Annotated in this window: 16 protein-coding genes and 1 tRNA gene; 3 read left to right on the top strand and 14 right to left on the bottom strand. The window is 35.8% G+C overall.

Annotated elements, in window-relative coordinates; genetic code table 11:
• The first annotated feature begins 6 nt into the window (after positions 1 to 6).
• Entirely contained in the window at positions 7 to 792 is a 786-nt protein-coding gene (locus tag CACET_RS08370; protein WP_044823888.1) for an ABC transporter permease, read from the top strand.
• 181 nt (positions 793 to 973) lie between these two features.
• A tRNA-Sec gene (locus CACET_RS08365) sits at positions 974 to 1,070 on the top strand.
• A gap of 84 nt (positions 1,071 to 1,154) precedes the next feature.
• On the opposite strand, the gene CACET_RS08360 is transcribed toward CACET_RS08365, so the two are convergent.
• The 4 genes from CACET_RS08360 to CACET_RS08345 form a co-directional block, all read right to left on the bottom strand.
• The gene (locus CACET_RS08360) at positions 1,155 to 1,784 is read right to left on the bottom strand and encodes a peptidylprolyl isomerase (protein ID WP_044823887.1); all 630 of its coding nucleotides are present in this window, start codon (positions 1,782 to 1,784) and stop codon (positions 1,155 to 1,157) included.
• Between the two features lie 208 nt (positions 1,785 to 1,992).
• Complete coding sequence (hydE, locus tag CACET_RS08355) at positions 1,993 to 3,051, bottom strand: [FeFe] hydrogenase H-cluster radical SAM maturase HydE (RefSeq protein WP_044823886.1); 1,059 nt, start codon at positions 3,049 to 3,051, stop codon at positions 1,993 to 1,995.
• Positions 3,052 to 3,053: 2 nt separating this feature from the next.
• Positions 3,054 to 4,304, bottom strand: a complete 1,251-nt coding sequence (gene hydF / locus CACET_RS08350; protein WP_082058127.1) for a [FeFe] hydrogenase H-cluster maturation GTPase HydF — start codon at positions 4,302 to 4,304, stop codon at positions 3,054 to 3,056.
• Positions 4,305 to 4,315: 11 nt separating this feature from the next.
• Positions 4,316 to 5,770: an aspartate ammonia-lyase gene (locus CACET_RS08345; protein WP_479722661.1), complete on the bottom strand. Its 1,455-nt coding sequence runs from the start codon at positions 5,768 to 5,770 to the stop codon at positions 4,316 to 4,318.
• Between the two features lie 485 nt (positions 5,771 to 6,255).
• Between CACET_RS08345 and CACET_RS08340 the strand changes: the two genes are divergently transcribed.
• Positions 6,256 to 7,179 carry an AEC family transporter gene (locus tag CACET_RS08340; RefSeq protein ID WP_044823883.1) on the top strand — a complete coding sequence of 308 codons (924 nt, stop codon included), beginning with the start codon at positions 6,256 to 6,258 and terminating at the stop codon, positions 7,177 to 7,179.
• Between the two features lie 147 nt (positions 7,180 to 7,326).
• Here the strand turns inward: CACET_RS08340 and CACET_RS08335 are convergent, their stop codons facing one another.
• From CACET_RS08335 to CACET_RS08295, 10 genes are all read right to left on the bottom strand, one after another.
• Positions 7,327 to 7,659, bottom strand: coding sequence for an alpha/beta hydrolase family protein (locus tag CACET_RS08335; RefSeq protein WP_158386023.1), 333 nt, complete (start codon positions 7,657 to 7,659; stop codon positions 7,327 to 7,329).
• A 123-nt stretch (positions 7,660 to 7,782) separates the two neighbouring features.
• On the bottom strand, positions 7,783 to 8,097 hold the full coding sequence (locus tag CACET_RS08330; RefSeq protein WP_044823881.1) for a YxeA family protein: 315 nt from the start codon (positions 8,095 to 8,097) through the stop codon (positions 7,783 to 7,785).
• Positions 8,098 to 8,112: 15 nt separating this feature from the next.
• The gene (locus CACET_RS08325) at positions 8,113 to 10,035 is read right to left on the bottom strand and encodes an ABC transporter permease (RefSeq protein ID WP_044823880.1); all 1,923 of its coding nucleotides are present in this window, start codon (positions 10,033 to 10,035) and stop codon (positions 8,113 to 8,115) included.
• Positions 10,032 to 10,811, bottom strand: a complete 780-nt coding sequence (locus CACET_RS08320; protein WP_044823879.1) for an ABC transporter ATP-binding protein — start codon at positions 10,809 to 10,811, stop codon at positions 10,032 to 10,034. The genes CACET_RS08325 and CACET_RS08320 overlap by 4 nt, the downstream gene beginning before the upstream one ends.
• 165 nt (positions 10,812 to 10,976) lie before the next feature.
• On the bottom strand, positions 10,977 to 12,014 hold the full coding sequence (locus CACET_RS08315) for a sensor histidine kinase (RefSeq protein WP_044823878.1): 1,038 nt from the start codon (positions 12,012 to 12,014) through the stop codon (positions 10,977 to 10,979).
• Positions 12,015 to 12,025: 11 nt separating this feature from the next.
• Positions 12,026 to 12,709 (bottom strand): response regulator transcription factor, encoded by a 684-nt coding sequence (locus CACET_RS08310; protein ID WP_044823877.1) that lies wholly within the window; start codon positions 12,707 to 12,709, stop codon positions 12,026 to 12,028.
• A gap of 412 nt (positions 12,710 to 13,121) precedes the next feature.
• Positions 13,122 to 13,280, bottom strand: a complete 159-nt coding sequence (locus CACET_RS20915; RefSeq protein ID WP_242846888.1) for a hypothetical protein — start codon at positions 13,278 to 13,280, stop codon at positions 13,122 to 13,124.
• A 271-nt stretch (positions 13,281 to 13,551) separates the two neighbouring features.
• Positions 13,552 to 13,932 carry a DUF4180 domain-containing protein gene (locus tag CACET_RS08305; RefSeq protein WP_044823876.1) on the bottom strand — a complete coding sequence of 127 codons (381 nt, stop codon included), beginning with the start codon at positions 13,930 to 13,932 and terminating at the stop codon, positions 13,552 to 13,554.
• 53 nt (positions 13,933 to 13,985) lie between these two features.
• Positions 13,986 to 14,696, bottom strand: a complete 711-nt coding sequence (locus tag CACET_RS08300) for a formylglycine-generating enzyme family protein (RefSeq protein ID WP_044823875.1) — start codon at positions 14,694 to 14,696, stop codon at positions 13,986 to 13,988.
• Positions 14,697 to 14,781: 85 nt separating this feature from the next.
• The gene (locus CACET_RS08295) at positions 14,782 to 15,258 is read right to left on the bottom strand and encodes a helix-turn-helix domain-containing protein (protein ID WP_044823874.1); all 477 of its coding nucleotides are present in this window, start codon (positions 15,256 to 15,258) and stop codon (positions 14,782 to 14,784) included.
• Between the last annotated feature and the right edge of the window lie 58 nt (positions 15,259 to 15,316).

Here is a 15,316-nt window from a genome sequence, read left to right as displayed (position 1 = left end):
TCATATATGGGTAAAAATTTGATATTTTATAATAAAATTGGTTTTGTAACATTACTCAAAAGGGAAATTCATAGGTTTATGAAGGTTTCTGTTCAAACTATTCTTGCCCCTTTACTTTCAAATATACTGTATTTAGGTATATTTGGAGGAATGCTGCAAACTAGAGAAGTGGGCATCGAAGGGATAAGTTATCTCCACTTTCTTGTCCCTGGGTTAACTACCATGGGGGCAATCCTTTCCGCATTCCAAAACCCTGCATTTTCTATCATTGTACAAAAATTTCAAAATACTATACAAGATTTGAACAGCTATCCAATTTCTGATATAGAAAAATCTTTGGCCTTTATTCTTGGTGGAACCTTCAGAGGTTTGCTGGTAGGTACATTAACCTATTTAGCTACAGCTTTTTTTGTTGGATATACAATAGAGTACCCTTTGTTTTTCTTTATTTCTCTTTCTGTCACGTCATTTATTTTTGCATCCATAGGCTTAATTTCAGGTCTTTTATTAGATAGCTTTGAAAAATTGAATTTTGTGTTGGCTATTGTTATTACACCGTTAACCTATATAGGAGGTGTATTCTTTGAGATTACAAAATTACCTGGAATTTTATCGAAAATTAGATATATAAATCCTATCTATCCACTTGTAAATCTTACTCGATACACTTATATAGGTGTTTATGAAGGCAATTTATTACTACAGTTGTTGGCAGGCAGTATCTTCCTCATTGGACTTTTTTTAACTGCAGTCTACATATTCAAAAAAGGTTATGGAATTAAAATAGATTAATTCTTATGAAGGAATTAGAAGAAATTTTAAATGCTTTCAGTAAGTTTTATTAGTAATTTCTATTTATATCTGTATCATATCGTCAAAAGGATGCCATAGAACATAAAAAAAAACAAAAAACAAGTTGTATATAATAAACATGTATGGTATACTACATTAGTGTCAATAATTCATAACATATGGGGGTAGATGGGTGCTGGTGTGCCCTCTGGTCTTCAAAACCAGCGCGAGGGGTTAGTAGCCTCTTGGGTGGGTTCGATTCCCACGTACTCCCGCCATATATTTAAACTTTCAACGGCTACAACTCAAAGAGTTGTAGCCGTTTTTTAAAGCCTGTAAAACATATATAATTAGATTATTTATTATCTATCCAGTATTGTTACTTGCTTAATGATTATGTCCTCCTGAGGGCTAGATACTTCTCCAGAATAAGGATTCAGCTCTACAGGTGTATTTGCTATTTTATCTAGAGTTTCTTCCCCCTCTATTAGCTTACCGAAGGCTGCATATTTACCATCAAGAAAACTTTCATCCCCATGCATTATAAAAAACTGGCTTCTTGCAGAATTGGGATCACCACTACGTGCCATAGAAATAACCCCTTTAGTATGTTTTAAAGTGTTTTGTGGGAATCCATTTTCAGCAAATTCCCCTTCAATGTTTTTCTCTGATCCTCCTGTGCCATTTCCATCAGGATCACCGCCTTGAATCATAAATCCTTCAATTATTCTATGGAATGTTAAACCATCATAGAAGCCAGATTTAGAAAGATTAACAAAGTTTTCTACTGTTTTAGGAGCGAATTCAGGGTATAATTCTAAAACCATCTTGCTACCATCCTGCATCTCTATCTGCACCCTAGGATTTTCAGTATTATTAGTAATTTCAGGCTCTTCACTAACTTTTTCACCATCACATCCTGTACTTAGTAAAGTTATTGCCAGTACAACCGTCATCATTGCAATAAATTTTTTCATACCAGTGTTTGTCATCATCGTCTTCTCCTTTATCATCATCTTATTATAAGCCAACTATTGTATTAGCTAATGTTTCCTGCATAGTTGGCCTGATATCTGCACTAATCAATATAGTGCCCGTATACATTATACGCTATATTATAGAAGATAACAAGAAGTCCCGCCGTCCTTTCTGCAATTGGGGGATATGCCACTTATTGCATTTATACATATGAAAATAAACCTATTGAAGCTTATTTTTTTCGAATTGAAAACTATCTCCTCGACTTAAATCCACTTCCATACCTGTAGAAGTAATTCTTTTTTCTATACAATCCCGACAATGGGCTGGTTCATCATCAATGCAAATTTTATTTTCATAAAGTTCATAAAGAGGCCTTACTTTCGTGGGAGAAAGATTAGGCATGACAACATTAGCTCCAGCTAAAATTGCCTTCTCTCTTCCTTTAAGGTCCAAGGTTCCTAGTGCAGTGGTAGCAGGTAACAAAGCCTCTGGAACCATTAATCGTGCTAACGCCACCATTACCAATGTATCCTCTAGGGAGCCTGCTACAGCATTTCTTAAAGGTGTTTCTCCGTGGGGAATAAAAGGTCCTATCCCGATCATATCAGGATTTAATTCCTTTAGAAAAAACAAATCCTCTGCTAAGTCTTCTGCTGTCTGATCCGGTAGTCCCACCATAAATCCAGCCCCTATTTGGTAACCAATTTCCCTCAACATCTTTAGGGTAGCTCTTCTACTTTCAAAACTCATAGTGGGATGAAGCTTTTCGTACAAAGTCTTTGATGCAGTTTCGTGCCGTAGCAAGAATCGATCTGCCCCCACTTTGAACAGTTGTTGGTAAAGCTCTTTACTTCTCTCTCCAATAGATAAGGTGACAGCAACATCCTCATATATTTCTTTGATTTTTTCTACAATGTAAATCAACTGATCTTCTTCGTACCAAAAATCTTCACCACTTTGAAGCACAAAAGTTCTATAGCCAAGGCGGTAGCCTTCCTTGCAACACTGGAGAATTTCTTCAGCAGAAAGTCGGTACCGTTCTATCTTCTTATTAGAGCTCCTAAGACCACAATAAAGACAGTCTTGCTTACAATAGTTGGAGAATTCGATAAGACCCCTCATGTATATTTTTTTACCATAATAACGAATTTTTGTTTGCAAACTATAGTGGAAGAGCAATTTTTTACCTTCCTCTTCTAAGCCACTTATTAGTGCCACTAATTCTTCTTTTGTTAAAACATGATGATGATAGAGCTTTTCAATCAGTTTATTACTCATTTTCATCCTCCAATCACAGATATATCTTCTTCCCATAACATTTTTACCTGTGGGAAAGGAGAAATAACCCGTTGTAAAATTCCCTGAACATGGGCTATTAAAACACCATAGTTGACAATCGGAACCTCTGCTTCAACAGCTTGAGAAATCCTATAAATCATAGCAGAACGATTTAGCATACATCCACCGCAGTGGATGATTAGTTTATATTTTTTTAAATCCTTCGGAAATTGTGTACCTGCACAGTATTCAAAGGTTAAACTTTTTCCTGTCAGCTGTCTAATCCATCGTGGAATTTTAACGTGGGCAATATCATCTGCCTGTTGGTGGTGGGTACAGGCTTCCGCTACTAGAATCTTATCCCCATTTTCAAGGTTTTCAATAGACTTTGCCCCCTTGACTAATTCTGTCAAGTCCCCCTTATGTCTAGCAAATAAGATAGAAAAAGAGGTTAATGGAATATCTTTTGGTGTGTCCGCCGCTACTTTTAGAAAAACCTGGGAATCCGTTATTACTAAAGCTGGTTTTTTCCCAAGCTTTTCTAAGGTTTCTCGTAGTTCGTACTCCTTTGTAACAATTGTAATGGCATCACATTCTAAGATGTCTCTTATGGTTTGCTGCTGGGGTAGAATGAGCCGCCCCTTAGGTGCCGCTTTATCGATGGGAATCACTAGCACCACAAAGTCTCCAGAAGAAATAAGATCTCCTACGATTTTAAATTTATCCTCATCATTAGGAGCAATTTTGATGATTGCCTTCTTTAATAAAGGAATGTTTTTACCTGTTGCGGCAGAAACCGATATAAAAGGAATTCCTAAGGAAGCTTCTAATTCTTGTAATTCTTTTTCGTGTAATGATTGAAGGTCCATCTTATTTAAAACACCTTGCATAGGGATTTTTTTTGATTTTATTAGTTTTATGATCTCTTGATCATAGTCAGTAAGCCCAATAGTAGCATCAATTAAAATTAAAGCAATATCTGCTTTATTTAAAACCTCGAAGGATTTTTCCTTCCTTAGTTGACCTAGTTCTCCTTCATCATCTAGCCCAGCCGTATCAATGAAAACAACAGGACCTATCGGTAAAAGCTCCATGGTTTTATAAACTGGATCTGTAGTAGTACCTTTAACATCTGAAACAATAGCAATGTTTTGACCTGTAAGAGCATTAATGATGCTAGATTTACCAGCATTTCTATTACCAAAAAGAGCAATGTGAATACGGTTGGAGCGGGGGGTTTGATTCATACTCATAATTTACCTCCTTATATTCCTGGAATACCAGGCTTTGTAATTACGTAGGGATTTAAAATCTTTTCTATTTCCTCCTCAGACATCAGCTTCTCTTCCTTTAACACTGCTGTAATATCCTTATCCTCCTTCTGTGCTTTTTTTACTAATTGAGAGGCACAATCATGTCCTATATGATAGACTAATGCAGTCGCTATAGCGCAGGACTCGGATAAATGTTTTTTGCATACTTCTTCGTTTATTTCTATATGATCTATACACTTTTCCTTAAATAATAGAATAGCCTTTGTCATCATTTCTAGAGATTCTAGCAGTGTATCAGCAATTAGAGGAGTAAAAGCATTTAGTTCAAGCTGACCATTCATTGCAGCTAAAGTAATGGCATAATCATTGGCCATAACCTTCATAGCCATTTGGCATACCATTTCTGCTATAACAGGGTTTACTTTGCCAGACATAATGGAGGAGCCTATCTGTACAGAGGGCAAAGTAATTTCCCCTATCCCACCCTTAGGGCCGGAATTTAACAATCTTAGATCACTGGCAATTTTAAAAAGATTGGTTGCAGCAGATTTTAAAAGGCCTGAAACCTCCACAAACACATCCATGTTTTGCGTAATATCCATAGGAAATTCGCTACGTGCAAGCCCCAACTTCGTTGTATCCTGCAAAATGTCTGTGATGGTGTATATGTACTTTAAACTAGCATTCATTCCTGTTCCTATGGCAGTACCACCGATATTAATTTGTCTCAATCTTTCTTCTACTTTATAAAGTCGCCATCGATCTCTAGCTACGGCTTGAGCATAAGCACCAAAACTTTGACCAGCCATCATAGGTAAAGCATCCATTAGCTGTGTACGACCAAGTTTAATAATATGCTCATATTGATTTTCTTTTAGTTGTAAACTATTCTGCAATTCTGCACATGCTTCACTAAGGGGACGTAATAAACGAATAGCTGCAATTCTCAAGGCAGTTGGGTATACATCATTGGTAGATTGTGAGAAATTAGTATGATGGAGGGGATGTATTACTTCATAATTACCTTTTTCATGACCTAATAATTCCAGTGCTCGGTTTGTTAATACCTCATTAACATTCATATGGCTCGAAGTACCGGCTCCCCCTTGAAGGGGGTCTAGAATAAATTGATCTGAAAGAGCACCTTGTAATACTTCATTACAAGCTATGATAATAGCATTACCTATGTCTGAAGAAAGACTTCCCAGCTTTAAATGTGCCATAGTCGCAGCTTTTTTCACTTCTACAATAGCGTGAATTAAGTGGATATTGGTACTTCTATTGCTTATTGAAAAGTTTTCTACTGCCCTTTGGGTATGGATTCCATAGTAAGCATCCTGTAGAATTGATATTTCTCCTAGAAAGTCTTTTTCAGTACGATAAATCTTCTCATGAGGAAAATTCATTTTTTCACCTATCTTCCTTATTATTAATTTAAATTTCAAAGTGAGAAATTTAACAAAAACAGTCCTTTTCTTCTTATAGAAGAAAAGGACTTACTTAACCAAGGTAGACATAATTATATTATAGTGTTTTTCTTTCCCCTCCCCTCAGGCCTGATCAGCCCTTTAGTTCAGATTTAAAAAAAGCTTCCTTGGTGAAAATATAGGATTTGCACCTCAGAAAAAATGGAATATTTTGTTTGATAAAATTGTATCAAAGATTTTAAGGAAAATCAAATAGATATTATCAACTCAGTGCATGTATACATTGTACATTGTGCAGTCTTTTAGAAAACAGCAACCCTTCTTTACTTTTCCATAGCTATCCTTCACCTAATTATTCCCTATGCATTATAAATACCAGCTACTTAACAAACATAGTGAAAATAAACCCTCTAGCAAACATGTCAAGAAGTTACATTATTTTGTAACATAAAAGACCCTACAACATAAAATGTTTAATATCTAAATAAGAGGGGGGTATCCTCTTGGAGGTATCCGTTATTATAGAAAGTGTTATTTCTTTGTTCATTATTATATTAGTAGGAGTTTATGGCAGTAAGAAAAAGATCATTACTGCAGAAACCAACAAAAAATTAGTAGATATTCTTATACAAATAGCCCTGCCCTTTATGATTGTTTCTTCTTTCATTTATACCTATGATCCTACTATTAAATCTAATGTTATAAAAACATTTTACTACTGTATTTTAGCTTATATACTGATGATCCTTATTTCACACTTGCTCTTGTTGCCAGTAAAAAGTGATAGGAAAATAATCCTGCATTTTGCCAATGTCTTTGTGAATACAGGCTACGTGGGATTTCCAATCCTGAATTCTATATATGGTGCAGAGGGGGTTATATACGGATCTATATTTAATATGTTTTTCGTTATACTAGTGTGGACATATGGTCTTATATTATTTAAAGGTAATTTTGACAAAAAGGAATTAAAGGAAGAACTAAAAAAAATCCTTCTAAATCCATCTATCATAGCAGTTTGTGTAGGCATTATGATCATGATATTTGATATTCAATTACCAGGTGCCTTAATATCTAGCGTAGAGGCCATCGGCAATATCACAGGTCCATTATCCATGATCATTATTGGCGTCATACTGGCAGACGTAAAAATAAAAAAGTATTTAAGAGATTGGACAATATATTATGGAGTAGCTACTAAACTAATTATTATACCTGCTATTATATACTTAATCTCATTGTTAATAGGGGATTCATCTAAGGCTATAAATACGGTAGTTATTATGTCCGCTATGCCGGCTTCCGCTATGACCTCAATACTAGCAGAAAGCTTTGATAAAAAGAAAGAATATGCAGCTGTTGTTGTATCTGTAACTACATTACTTTCGTTAATTACTGTTACTATATTATTAAAGATTATAATGTAGTTTAAAATCAGATATGTCTTCCATGTATTATCTGAAATTGTATAATCTTAAAACCGCAATTACTTATGGTGCGGTTCATTGTATCGGTGTAACTGCGGTTTTTCTATGTGTAAAGGTAAGTGAAAGCAACTGATTCTCACATTTAACTCAATTGCCAAAGTGGCTGTTTAAAAAATGAAGGATTCTTTCTGAGTACGCTTTATCATTTTCCGGATTTAAAAGGTTATCCCTTTCTACAATAAAATGATGATATCCTTCTCTGATCCAAATTTCAGCATGTTCAGGTGCATTTTTTATAATTCTTTCAAAATTAGAAAAGGGTACTTCTGGATCTTCGCTAGAATGCATAATCATTACAGGTCTTTCGCCTGAATTTTTTATCTGTACTTTAGGGCTTATATAGAATGATTCGAAACCGTATTTAAGTGTTGTATGAAGCTTCATAAAAGGCTTTTGCATATAAGCAAATACTTTTGGCACCCTCATATTAATCATCGTATCACAAAATACATCCTCCCACGATGAAAAGGCTGACATACTTAATATAAAAAGTTAACCCTGTATCAGCAATAAAACCAATTACATCGCCATTAATGTTTAACTTTATGGCATTTCATCCTCATTTATAAGTTTATATTCTTCTGTGTAGGTAGCTTTGGCGAGTACTTTTAAAAGTGTGCCTTGATCGAGTCTAATACTAGTGGTGAATACCACTCGTTTCGTCTCTCCGCTTTCGGTGACACCCTGCTCCCTATATTTATATCTTCCGTTATCATCTGTAGGTTCATTTTGAACTTCAACATATACATATTCCTGTTCAATCAATGGATTAAAACGATCGAATGGCTCGGGAAATAAAAGGTATATGCTAGCAATGACAACGACTACAACAAGACAAGAAAATAATATCTTTTTCATAACTTTCCCTCCTTTCTATAGAGCATTTATAACGATGTTTTTGTAATACCGAATGGTAAATGCGGCAAACATCAAATAGATGACAATATACGCTACCATACTAATGATGATTGGGGTGAGCATGCTTGCGGCCATGAGAATAGAACCTACGTTAAGCGCAAAAGCAGCGTGAATTAACCCAATTCCCAGAGGAATTAAATAAACAAAGAGCTGCTTACGGACGATGCCTTTCATAATATCCTTTACTTGAAATCCGAGTTGTCGCAGTATCCGATAATGGGTTTTTTCTTGTTCGGCCTCTGTCATTTGTTTAAAGTACAAAATACTTCCCGTTGAAAGGATAAACACAAAGCCTAAAATGCCGGCGATGAAAATGAGGAGCCCAAAGGTTTGACGCGATCCCTCGTATGCGGAATAAAAGTCAGTGATATACAGATCACTATCCAGACTTGTTAGAAAGATGTCAGAGGCCATATCAGATTTCTCAGTATCCAATAATTGAAACACCTCAAAAGTCAAAAATTCTTTATACTCATCATCCTGAATGCTGTCTCTCATTCTCTGGAAGGTTTCTTCAGAAACAAGTAATTGTTGGCCATAGAATCTGTAATTCATCACATTTTCAATCCTAAACTTGGAGACTGTTAGTTGATTTACTTCATCCTTTGATGCGTACTGCACGTCTTTTGGAAATGAAGTATCCATTCCTTCTATAATGGCTCGTGTATTATAATAGATTGCTTCATCATCTTGGGGACTCTCAACATCTAATCCAGCCTGGGCCATCTGCTCTGCTGAAAAAAGCATAAACCTTCTATGACGATTATCTACATTTGGACCCTGTTCCACCCATGTGCCATTAAATCGTATGGCATCTAGTTGATAATGATAAAATTCAATCTGCTCCTCTTCTAACCTACTTGATATGATAGCAGCTTCATCCTGCATATTTTCAACTGCAAAATCAAAAGGCATCGCCAGTCTCACATCGTTTTCCGTTGAATAATATAAGGAATATGAAAGTGAAATCATCGTAATCGTTGCGGCAGACAATACAGTGATTAAGGTTAAGGAATTGGCGTGACCCTTCATTCTGTGCATTAATGGTGCTACCGACAGGCTATTATACAAGCCGAGATTTCCATTTTGCTTTTTTCGGAAAACATATAGTATCCAGCTTATTGTCGTATGGAAGACTAAATAGGTTCCCAGTATGGTACTGGCGAGAACTAATAACATAAGAAACATCAGCAAGTCTGCATGGTCTACAATAAAAGTAGACACATAATACCCAAACCCTATTAGACTTAATCCTGCTAACCCTAAAATGCTTGAAAGGATACTTGGACGCTTGACAAAGTAATCATTTTGATTATTTGCTTGAAACAATTGTAGTAATGTACTGCGATAAACCTTCAGTATAATTTGTAAGGATGTAACAGCAATTAAACAAGTAAAAACAGCAATTGTTTGGATGACTGCTTGGCTGGAGAAAGTTAAGCCAATCATAGCTTCAAGACCTATCAGGTTCATAAACATTAAAATAAAGAGTCGCGAGAGTAAAGTTCCAACGAGCATACCGATAAGTAAAGCTCCTAGACCAAGGATAGTGTGTTCCAAGATCAGTACCCGAGCGACCCAAGCCTTAGACAAGCCAATTAGCTGATACAATCCGATTTCTTGACTACGTCTTCTAATAAATATGCTCGTAGCGTACATCGTAAACACAATGGTAATGAAAGTGAGTAATATTCCAGCGACTTGAAAGCTCGCTGAGAAGTTCATGCTAGTTTTACTCATGTTAACAATGGTTTGATCATTTTGTAGGGTAGAAAAGATAAAATACAAACTTATGCTGAAAATCATGGAGAAAAAATAGAGATAATACATTTTGATGTTTTTTCCCATGCTGCGGATTACTAATTTCTTTATAGTCATTTCTGGGTTCCCCCTCCAAGAACGGCTTGCATATCAAGAATGTCCTTAAAGAAGGATTCTCTCGTTTTCTCTCCCCGGTACAATTCAGAAAAAATCCTTCCATCCTTTAGAAAGACCACACGGCTACAGTAACTAGATGCTAATGGGTCATGTGTAACCATAACAATAGTGACTTGTCGTCCTTGGTTAATCTCATGTAAATTTTCTAATAAGTTGGAGGCTGCTTTTGAATCAAGGGCACCAGTAGGCTCATCAGCAAAAACAATGGAGGGCGAATGAATTAACGCTCGTGCTGCAGAGGTCCGTTGCTTTTCACCTCCTGAAATCTCAGAAGGGTACTTATTTGCTAACGACTTGATTCCTAATATCTCTGTGATTGCATTAAACTCCGTTTCAGCCTGCTTTTTGCTTGTTTTTGTTAAAGAAACTGGTAACAGTATGTTTTCTTTTACCGTTAATGTATCAAGCAAATTGTAATCCTGAAAGATAAAGCCTAAATGTTGACGACGAATTCTTGAAAGCTGACTATCCTTCATTTTGGATATCTCGTGCTCTTTTATAAAAATTTGTCCATCTGTGGCACGGTCAATAGTAGCTAATGTATTGAGAAGAGTTGTCTTGCCTGAGCCTGAAGGTCCCATAATTCCAACAAACTCACCCTCTATCACTCGAAGGTCGATTCCTTGTAACACCTGTTGAGCATTTCCCCTTAAACCATAAGACTTACGTACTCCCTCAGCAATTAAAACTGTCTTCTGTGTCCTTTGATTTTTCATCTCATTCACTCCAATCAAGTTGTTCTATATACAGTATAATTCTTTTGTGGCTCTAGGTCGTAAGCTTTAGGTGATAAAATGAGTCCAAATGTGATATTTTCGTCACCTTGCCAAATAAAAAGCAGTCAGGCAGTAAATATCCTAACTACTTCATTAATGCCTATCTTATAGTAATGATCGTCTAATGCGTTCAAATGGATTATTACTAGAGAATATCATCGAAATAGATGTACCTTCGCCAACGGCTGAATCAACCTCAAGTCGAATATGTAACTTCTTACTTATTTCTTCTGCAAGATAAAGTCCCATTCCAGTGGCTGAGTGCTGTACCCTCCCATTTTCTCCAGTGAAGCCTTTATCAAATATACGTGGCAGGTCATGTGCTTGAATACCAGGCCCTTCATCTTTAATCGTTACGATGACGAATTCATTTTCATGGAGACCAATGTGAATGAATACATTTCCATCTGTTGAACTGTACTTAATCGCATTCGTTAAAATTTGTCTCATCACAAACCCGCACCACTTTTTATCAGTGTACACGGTAGACGCGGTGTTCCCCGTCAAATCAATGGATATATTTTTTTCCATACACCATGTTGATAGCTCACGAACCTCTTCTCTTATCAAATCTTGCACTTGTAGCTTTTCTGGGAGTAAGTCTGAGTCTAAGTTAGCTAATCGCGAAATATAAAGCTGTCGGTCAATTAATAAGTGCATCCTCAACCAGGGCGCATTTAGCCTTTGAGCTAACTCATTAGAACGATGAGCATCAATGGTTATCTTCATCGCTGTAAGGGGCGTTTTCATTTCATGAACCCATGATGCAAGATCATTATGGTCCATTTGTTGAGAGGAGTGATCCTCACGACGTTTGTTTTGCTCATGCTCATGAATTGTTTGTAAAAGTGTATACACAATGCTCTCCGGAAAAGGACTATGAGGAGAAGGAGTGCTTTCAAACCAGTCATCTCCCACACCGTTAGAAAGGGTCAGCAGAGACTTATAATAGGCGGTTTCCTTTTTGTACCTCCAAATAAAAAAACTAACACAGATAATTATAAACAAAAAATTTAAATAGATGAGAGATTGAGGCTCCACAACAATACCAGCGTCAAATTGTATCAAAGCGTTGGTAAGTAGAAGCAGTAACCCAATTAAGCCAATCCAACTTTTTTTATAAACGAGATAAGCTATAAACAATGTGAAGCCTCCTAAAGCGTAACGGCCATATATCCAAGACCTTTTTTTGTCACAATTCCTTCGGCTAAATTGAGAGAAGAAAGTTGTTGCCGTAATCTTTTGATGTTGGTAGTCAGCGTATTGTCATTAATATATTGATCATCATCCCAGAGCATTTTCATCAGTTCATGACGTGAGATGATCTTATTATTTGATCTAACTAAAACCGAAAGAATAAAAAATTCATTTTTTGTCAGGTCAATGGTTTTCCCATCCTTATAGATTCTGCCACTTTTCAAATCAATAAGCGCTTGATTCCACTCAATTACATCGGAGGATGCTTCTTCATACGTATACGTTCGACGAAGAATCGCCTGAACCTTGGCGAGAAGTACATCCATATGAAAAGGCTTCTGAACGTAATCGTCCGCCCCTAAGTTCATGGCCATCACCATATCCATCGGATGATCTCTTGATGAAAGAAAGATAATAGGAACTTTGGACACTGCACGTATTTCTCTACACCAATGAAATCCATCAAACTTTGGAAGCTGTATATCAATAATCACTAGGTGAGGGCGATGCTCTACAAAGGCATCCATCACATGAGAGAAATCATTTGGATTACTCACCCCATATGACCACTGACTTAACCCTTCTCTAAGTGCCTCTAGGAGAAGAGCGTCATCCTCAATAATAAAGATATTCATATTCATTGATAACCCTCCGTATCTATATACTTCTTTATTATAAACAAATGAAAATCAAAAAACTATAGGATAGATGAGTATTTTTTATCCCATTTTCCCTAATCCTGCATCAGCAGACTAACCTATTCTATTCCCTTATCCACGAGAATATTTTTGGCTGTTTCATTTTCATACCCTACGTTTTGTTTGATATGGAGATTATTTACATTTACAATAATTAATATTCCGTCTCAGATTTAGACAAGCGGAGAAGCTCCTTGTTTTCCTTACGTCATATCAGTTATTAACTAAATAACAAGTATCCAAACTCTTTTGGATACCAGTTTATTCAATACTTCTATCAAAAACCGCAGTCATTTATGGTACGGTTCATCATACCATAAATAACAGCGATCTTTCTAAGTAAAAAAACACCTTATTAGAGGCATTCATTTCCTTCATTGAGGTTACGAATATTCAATATATAATCAAACACATCATCACTTGTTATGATTTTGCCATTTGTATGTTTTTTTCTTCTATTTAAAAAATCAAATTCCATATCATCATTTGAAAATATAAAAGCACTTAAATACACCATGAGTCCCTCCTTATCCCTTTACCTCTAACTAAAATATACCCTTAGTTATGCAAAATTCATTTTTTGCATTTAATAACCATAAAATTCAATGGAGGTTTATTATCTATTTTACTATCCGACTCATTAATTTCTGAAACTTCTGTCAGCCTATCCATATTAATGTTTTTGAAATATACATCACTTTTATTATGTTTATCAAGCGAGGGCGATGAGGTGCACCTTCCTCAAATTTATATTTACCTGACTTGTACTATAGTAAAACTGTTCTTTATCTATATGGTGAATTAACTAGGATCAATTTTTCAATAGCCTCTTTTTCATCTACTAAGAAAAACAAATCTTTTCCCTTGTTACTCTCATAAATAAAATCTCTTAAGCTCTTGCTTGAATATATAGAAAAGTCCCCGACTATGGCTATTTTCACACGATAATTAATGAACTTTTGCAAGATTTCTCCTGCAAGTCCTGTTTTTAAGTTGAAAAAGTCCTCACATATTGCTGATTTATTTAAAATTATTGAATCGCAGCCAGTCTCATAGTTTACTGTTGCAATAAAATCTAGTGCAGACTGAACATTAGTGATGAGTATTTCGCTACTACTTACAATGGCGATTTCTATGTCATTTTCTTTCATTTTTTCAATTTTCATGATAGTCCTCCAATGAATGATTATTCTTTTAAATTATATAATTGTTCTTGAACTCATTTTACTAGCAGTAAACTTGAAACTTCTTTAAAGGATTTTGCGAGACGCAGTCCTAGATCATCGATGAAAAAGGTCGGATGACTGCGGCGGCGATTCGAAGCAAGACAACCTCTGGCTGGATCAGACCATCCGCCACCACGAAAAATCCTATAGGCCCCATATACTTTTTCATCATATACATCCCAACACCACTCCCATACATTACCCAACATGTCATACAGCCCCCATGCATTCGGTTCTTTTTTTCCTACTTCGTGGGTTTTTCCACTTGAATTTTCATTATACCAAGCAATCTTATCAAGTTTTCCATATCTAACCTCTGTAGTTCCTGCTCTACATGCGTATTCCCACTCTGCTTCAGTAGGTAGGCGATAACCATGCGATTCCCAATCACATGTAACATCTTCACCATTACTACCTATAATGTAACATTCTTTTAATCCCTCTCTCTGGGATAGTAAATTACATAAGTAAATAGCATCGTACCAAGAGATATTCTCAACAGGATTTTGCTTTCCTCTAAAAGAGGAAGGTGCCTTTTGGGTTATATCATAATAAAGCTCCTGGGTGACAGGATACTTGGCGAGAAAAAAAGGTTTTATTTCGACTTTCCACTTATATTTTATTCTATCGTCTCTTAACACGATCTCTCCCCTTGGAATTTCTACCATTTGAGTATCGGCATAGCGCTTTACTTTATAGGCCATGTTTCTTCCCTCCATACCATAATAAACAAGCCTCCATGTCTAATATAGTTAATACTTTTATATGAATTTTCTTCATTATATCCATTTATTCAACAAGCATTGAAATTGAACTTAACATACCTTCAATAAACTTTACGGTACCCCACAAAATAATTCTTAGCCTTTTATCTTTCTCATCATATTTTACTTGAATTGTGGATTTACCAATCCCTGGCTCTTTACAATTGGCTATTGCTATAAGTGTGTTTGATATTCTTATATATTCATCTTTTTGGATTTCATTGATGTCGATTACCGATGATACATGCATCCGCTTTTGTATAGCCTCTACTTCTTCCCCCACAGTAGAGTAATCCACCTCTAGCCTCTTATCTACTTTTTCATTACCTATTTTAACATTGTTTTTTTCCATAAAAACGTTTAAATCATGTTCTGAAATTCTCCACTGTTTTCCAACTTTACTTGCTCCAAGGCTACCTTCCGCTATAAATTTTCTAATAGTTTTATGATGCATGCCTAACAGTTTTGCAATTTGGTCAATTGTATAAAATTTGTTTTCCATATCATGTAATCCTTTCTTAATAACTTATTACCAAATTATAATTAATTTCCATGCTATG

This window comes from Clostridium aceticum, from assembly GCF_001042715.1.
GTDB classification, from domain to species: Bacteria; Bacillota; Clostridia; order Peptostreptococcales; family Natronincolaceae; genus Andreesenella; species Andreesenella acetica.
The sequence above is the reverse complement of the archived record's forward strand: the minus strand, read 5'-3'. Positions and strand labels throughout refer to the sequence as shown.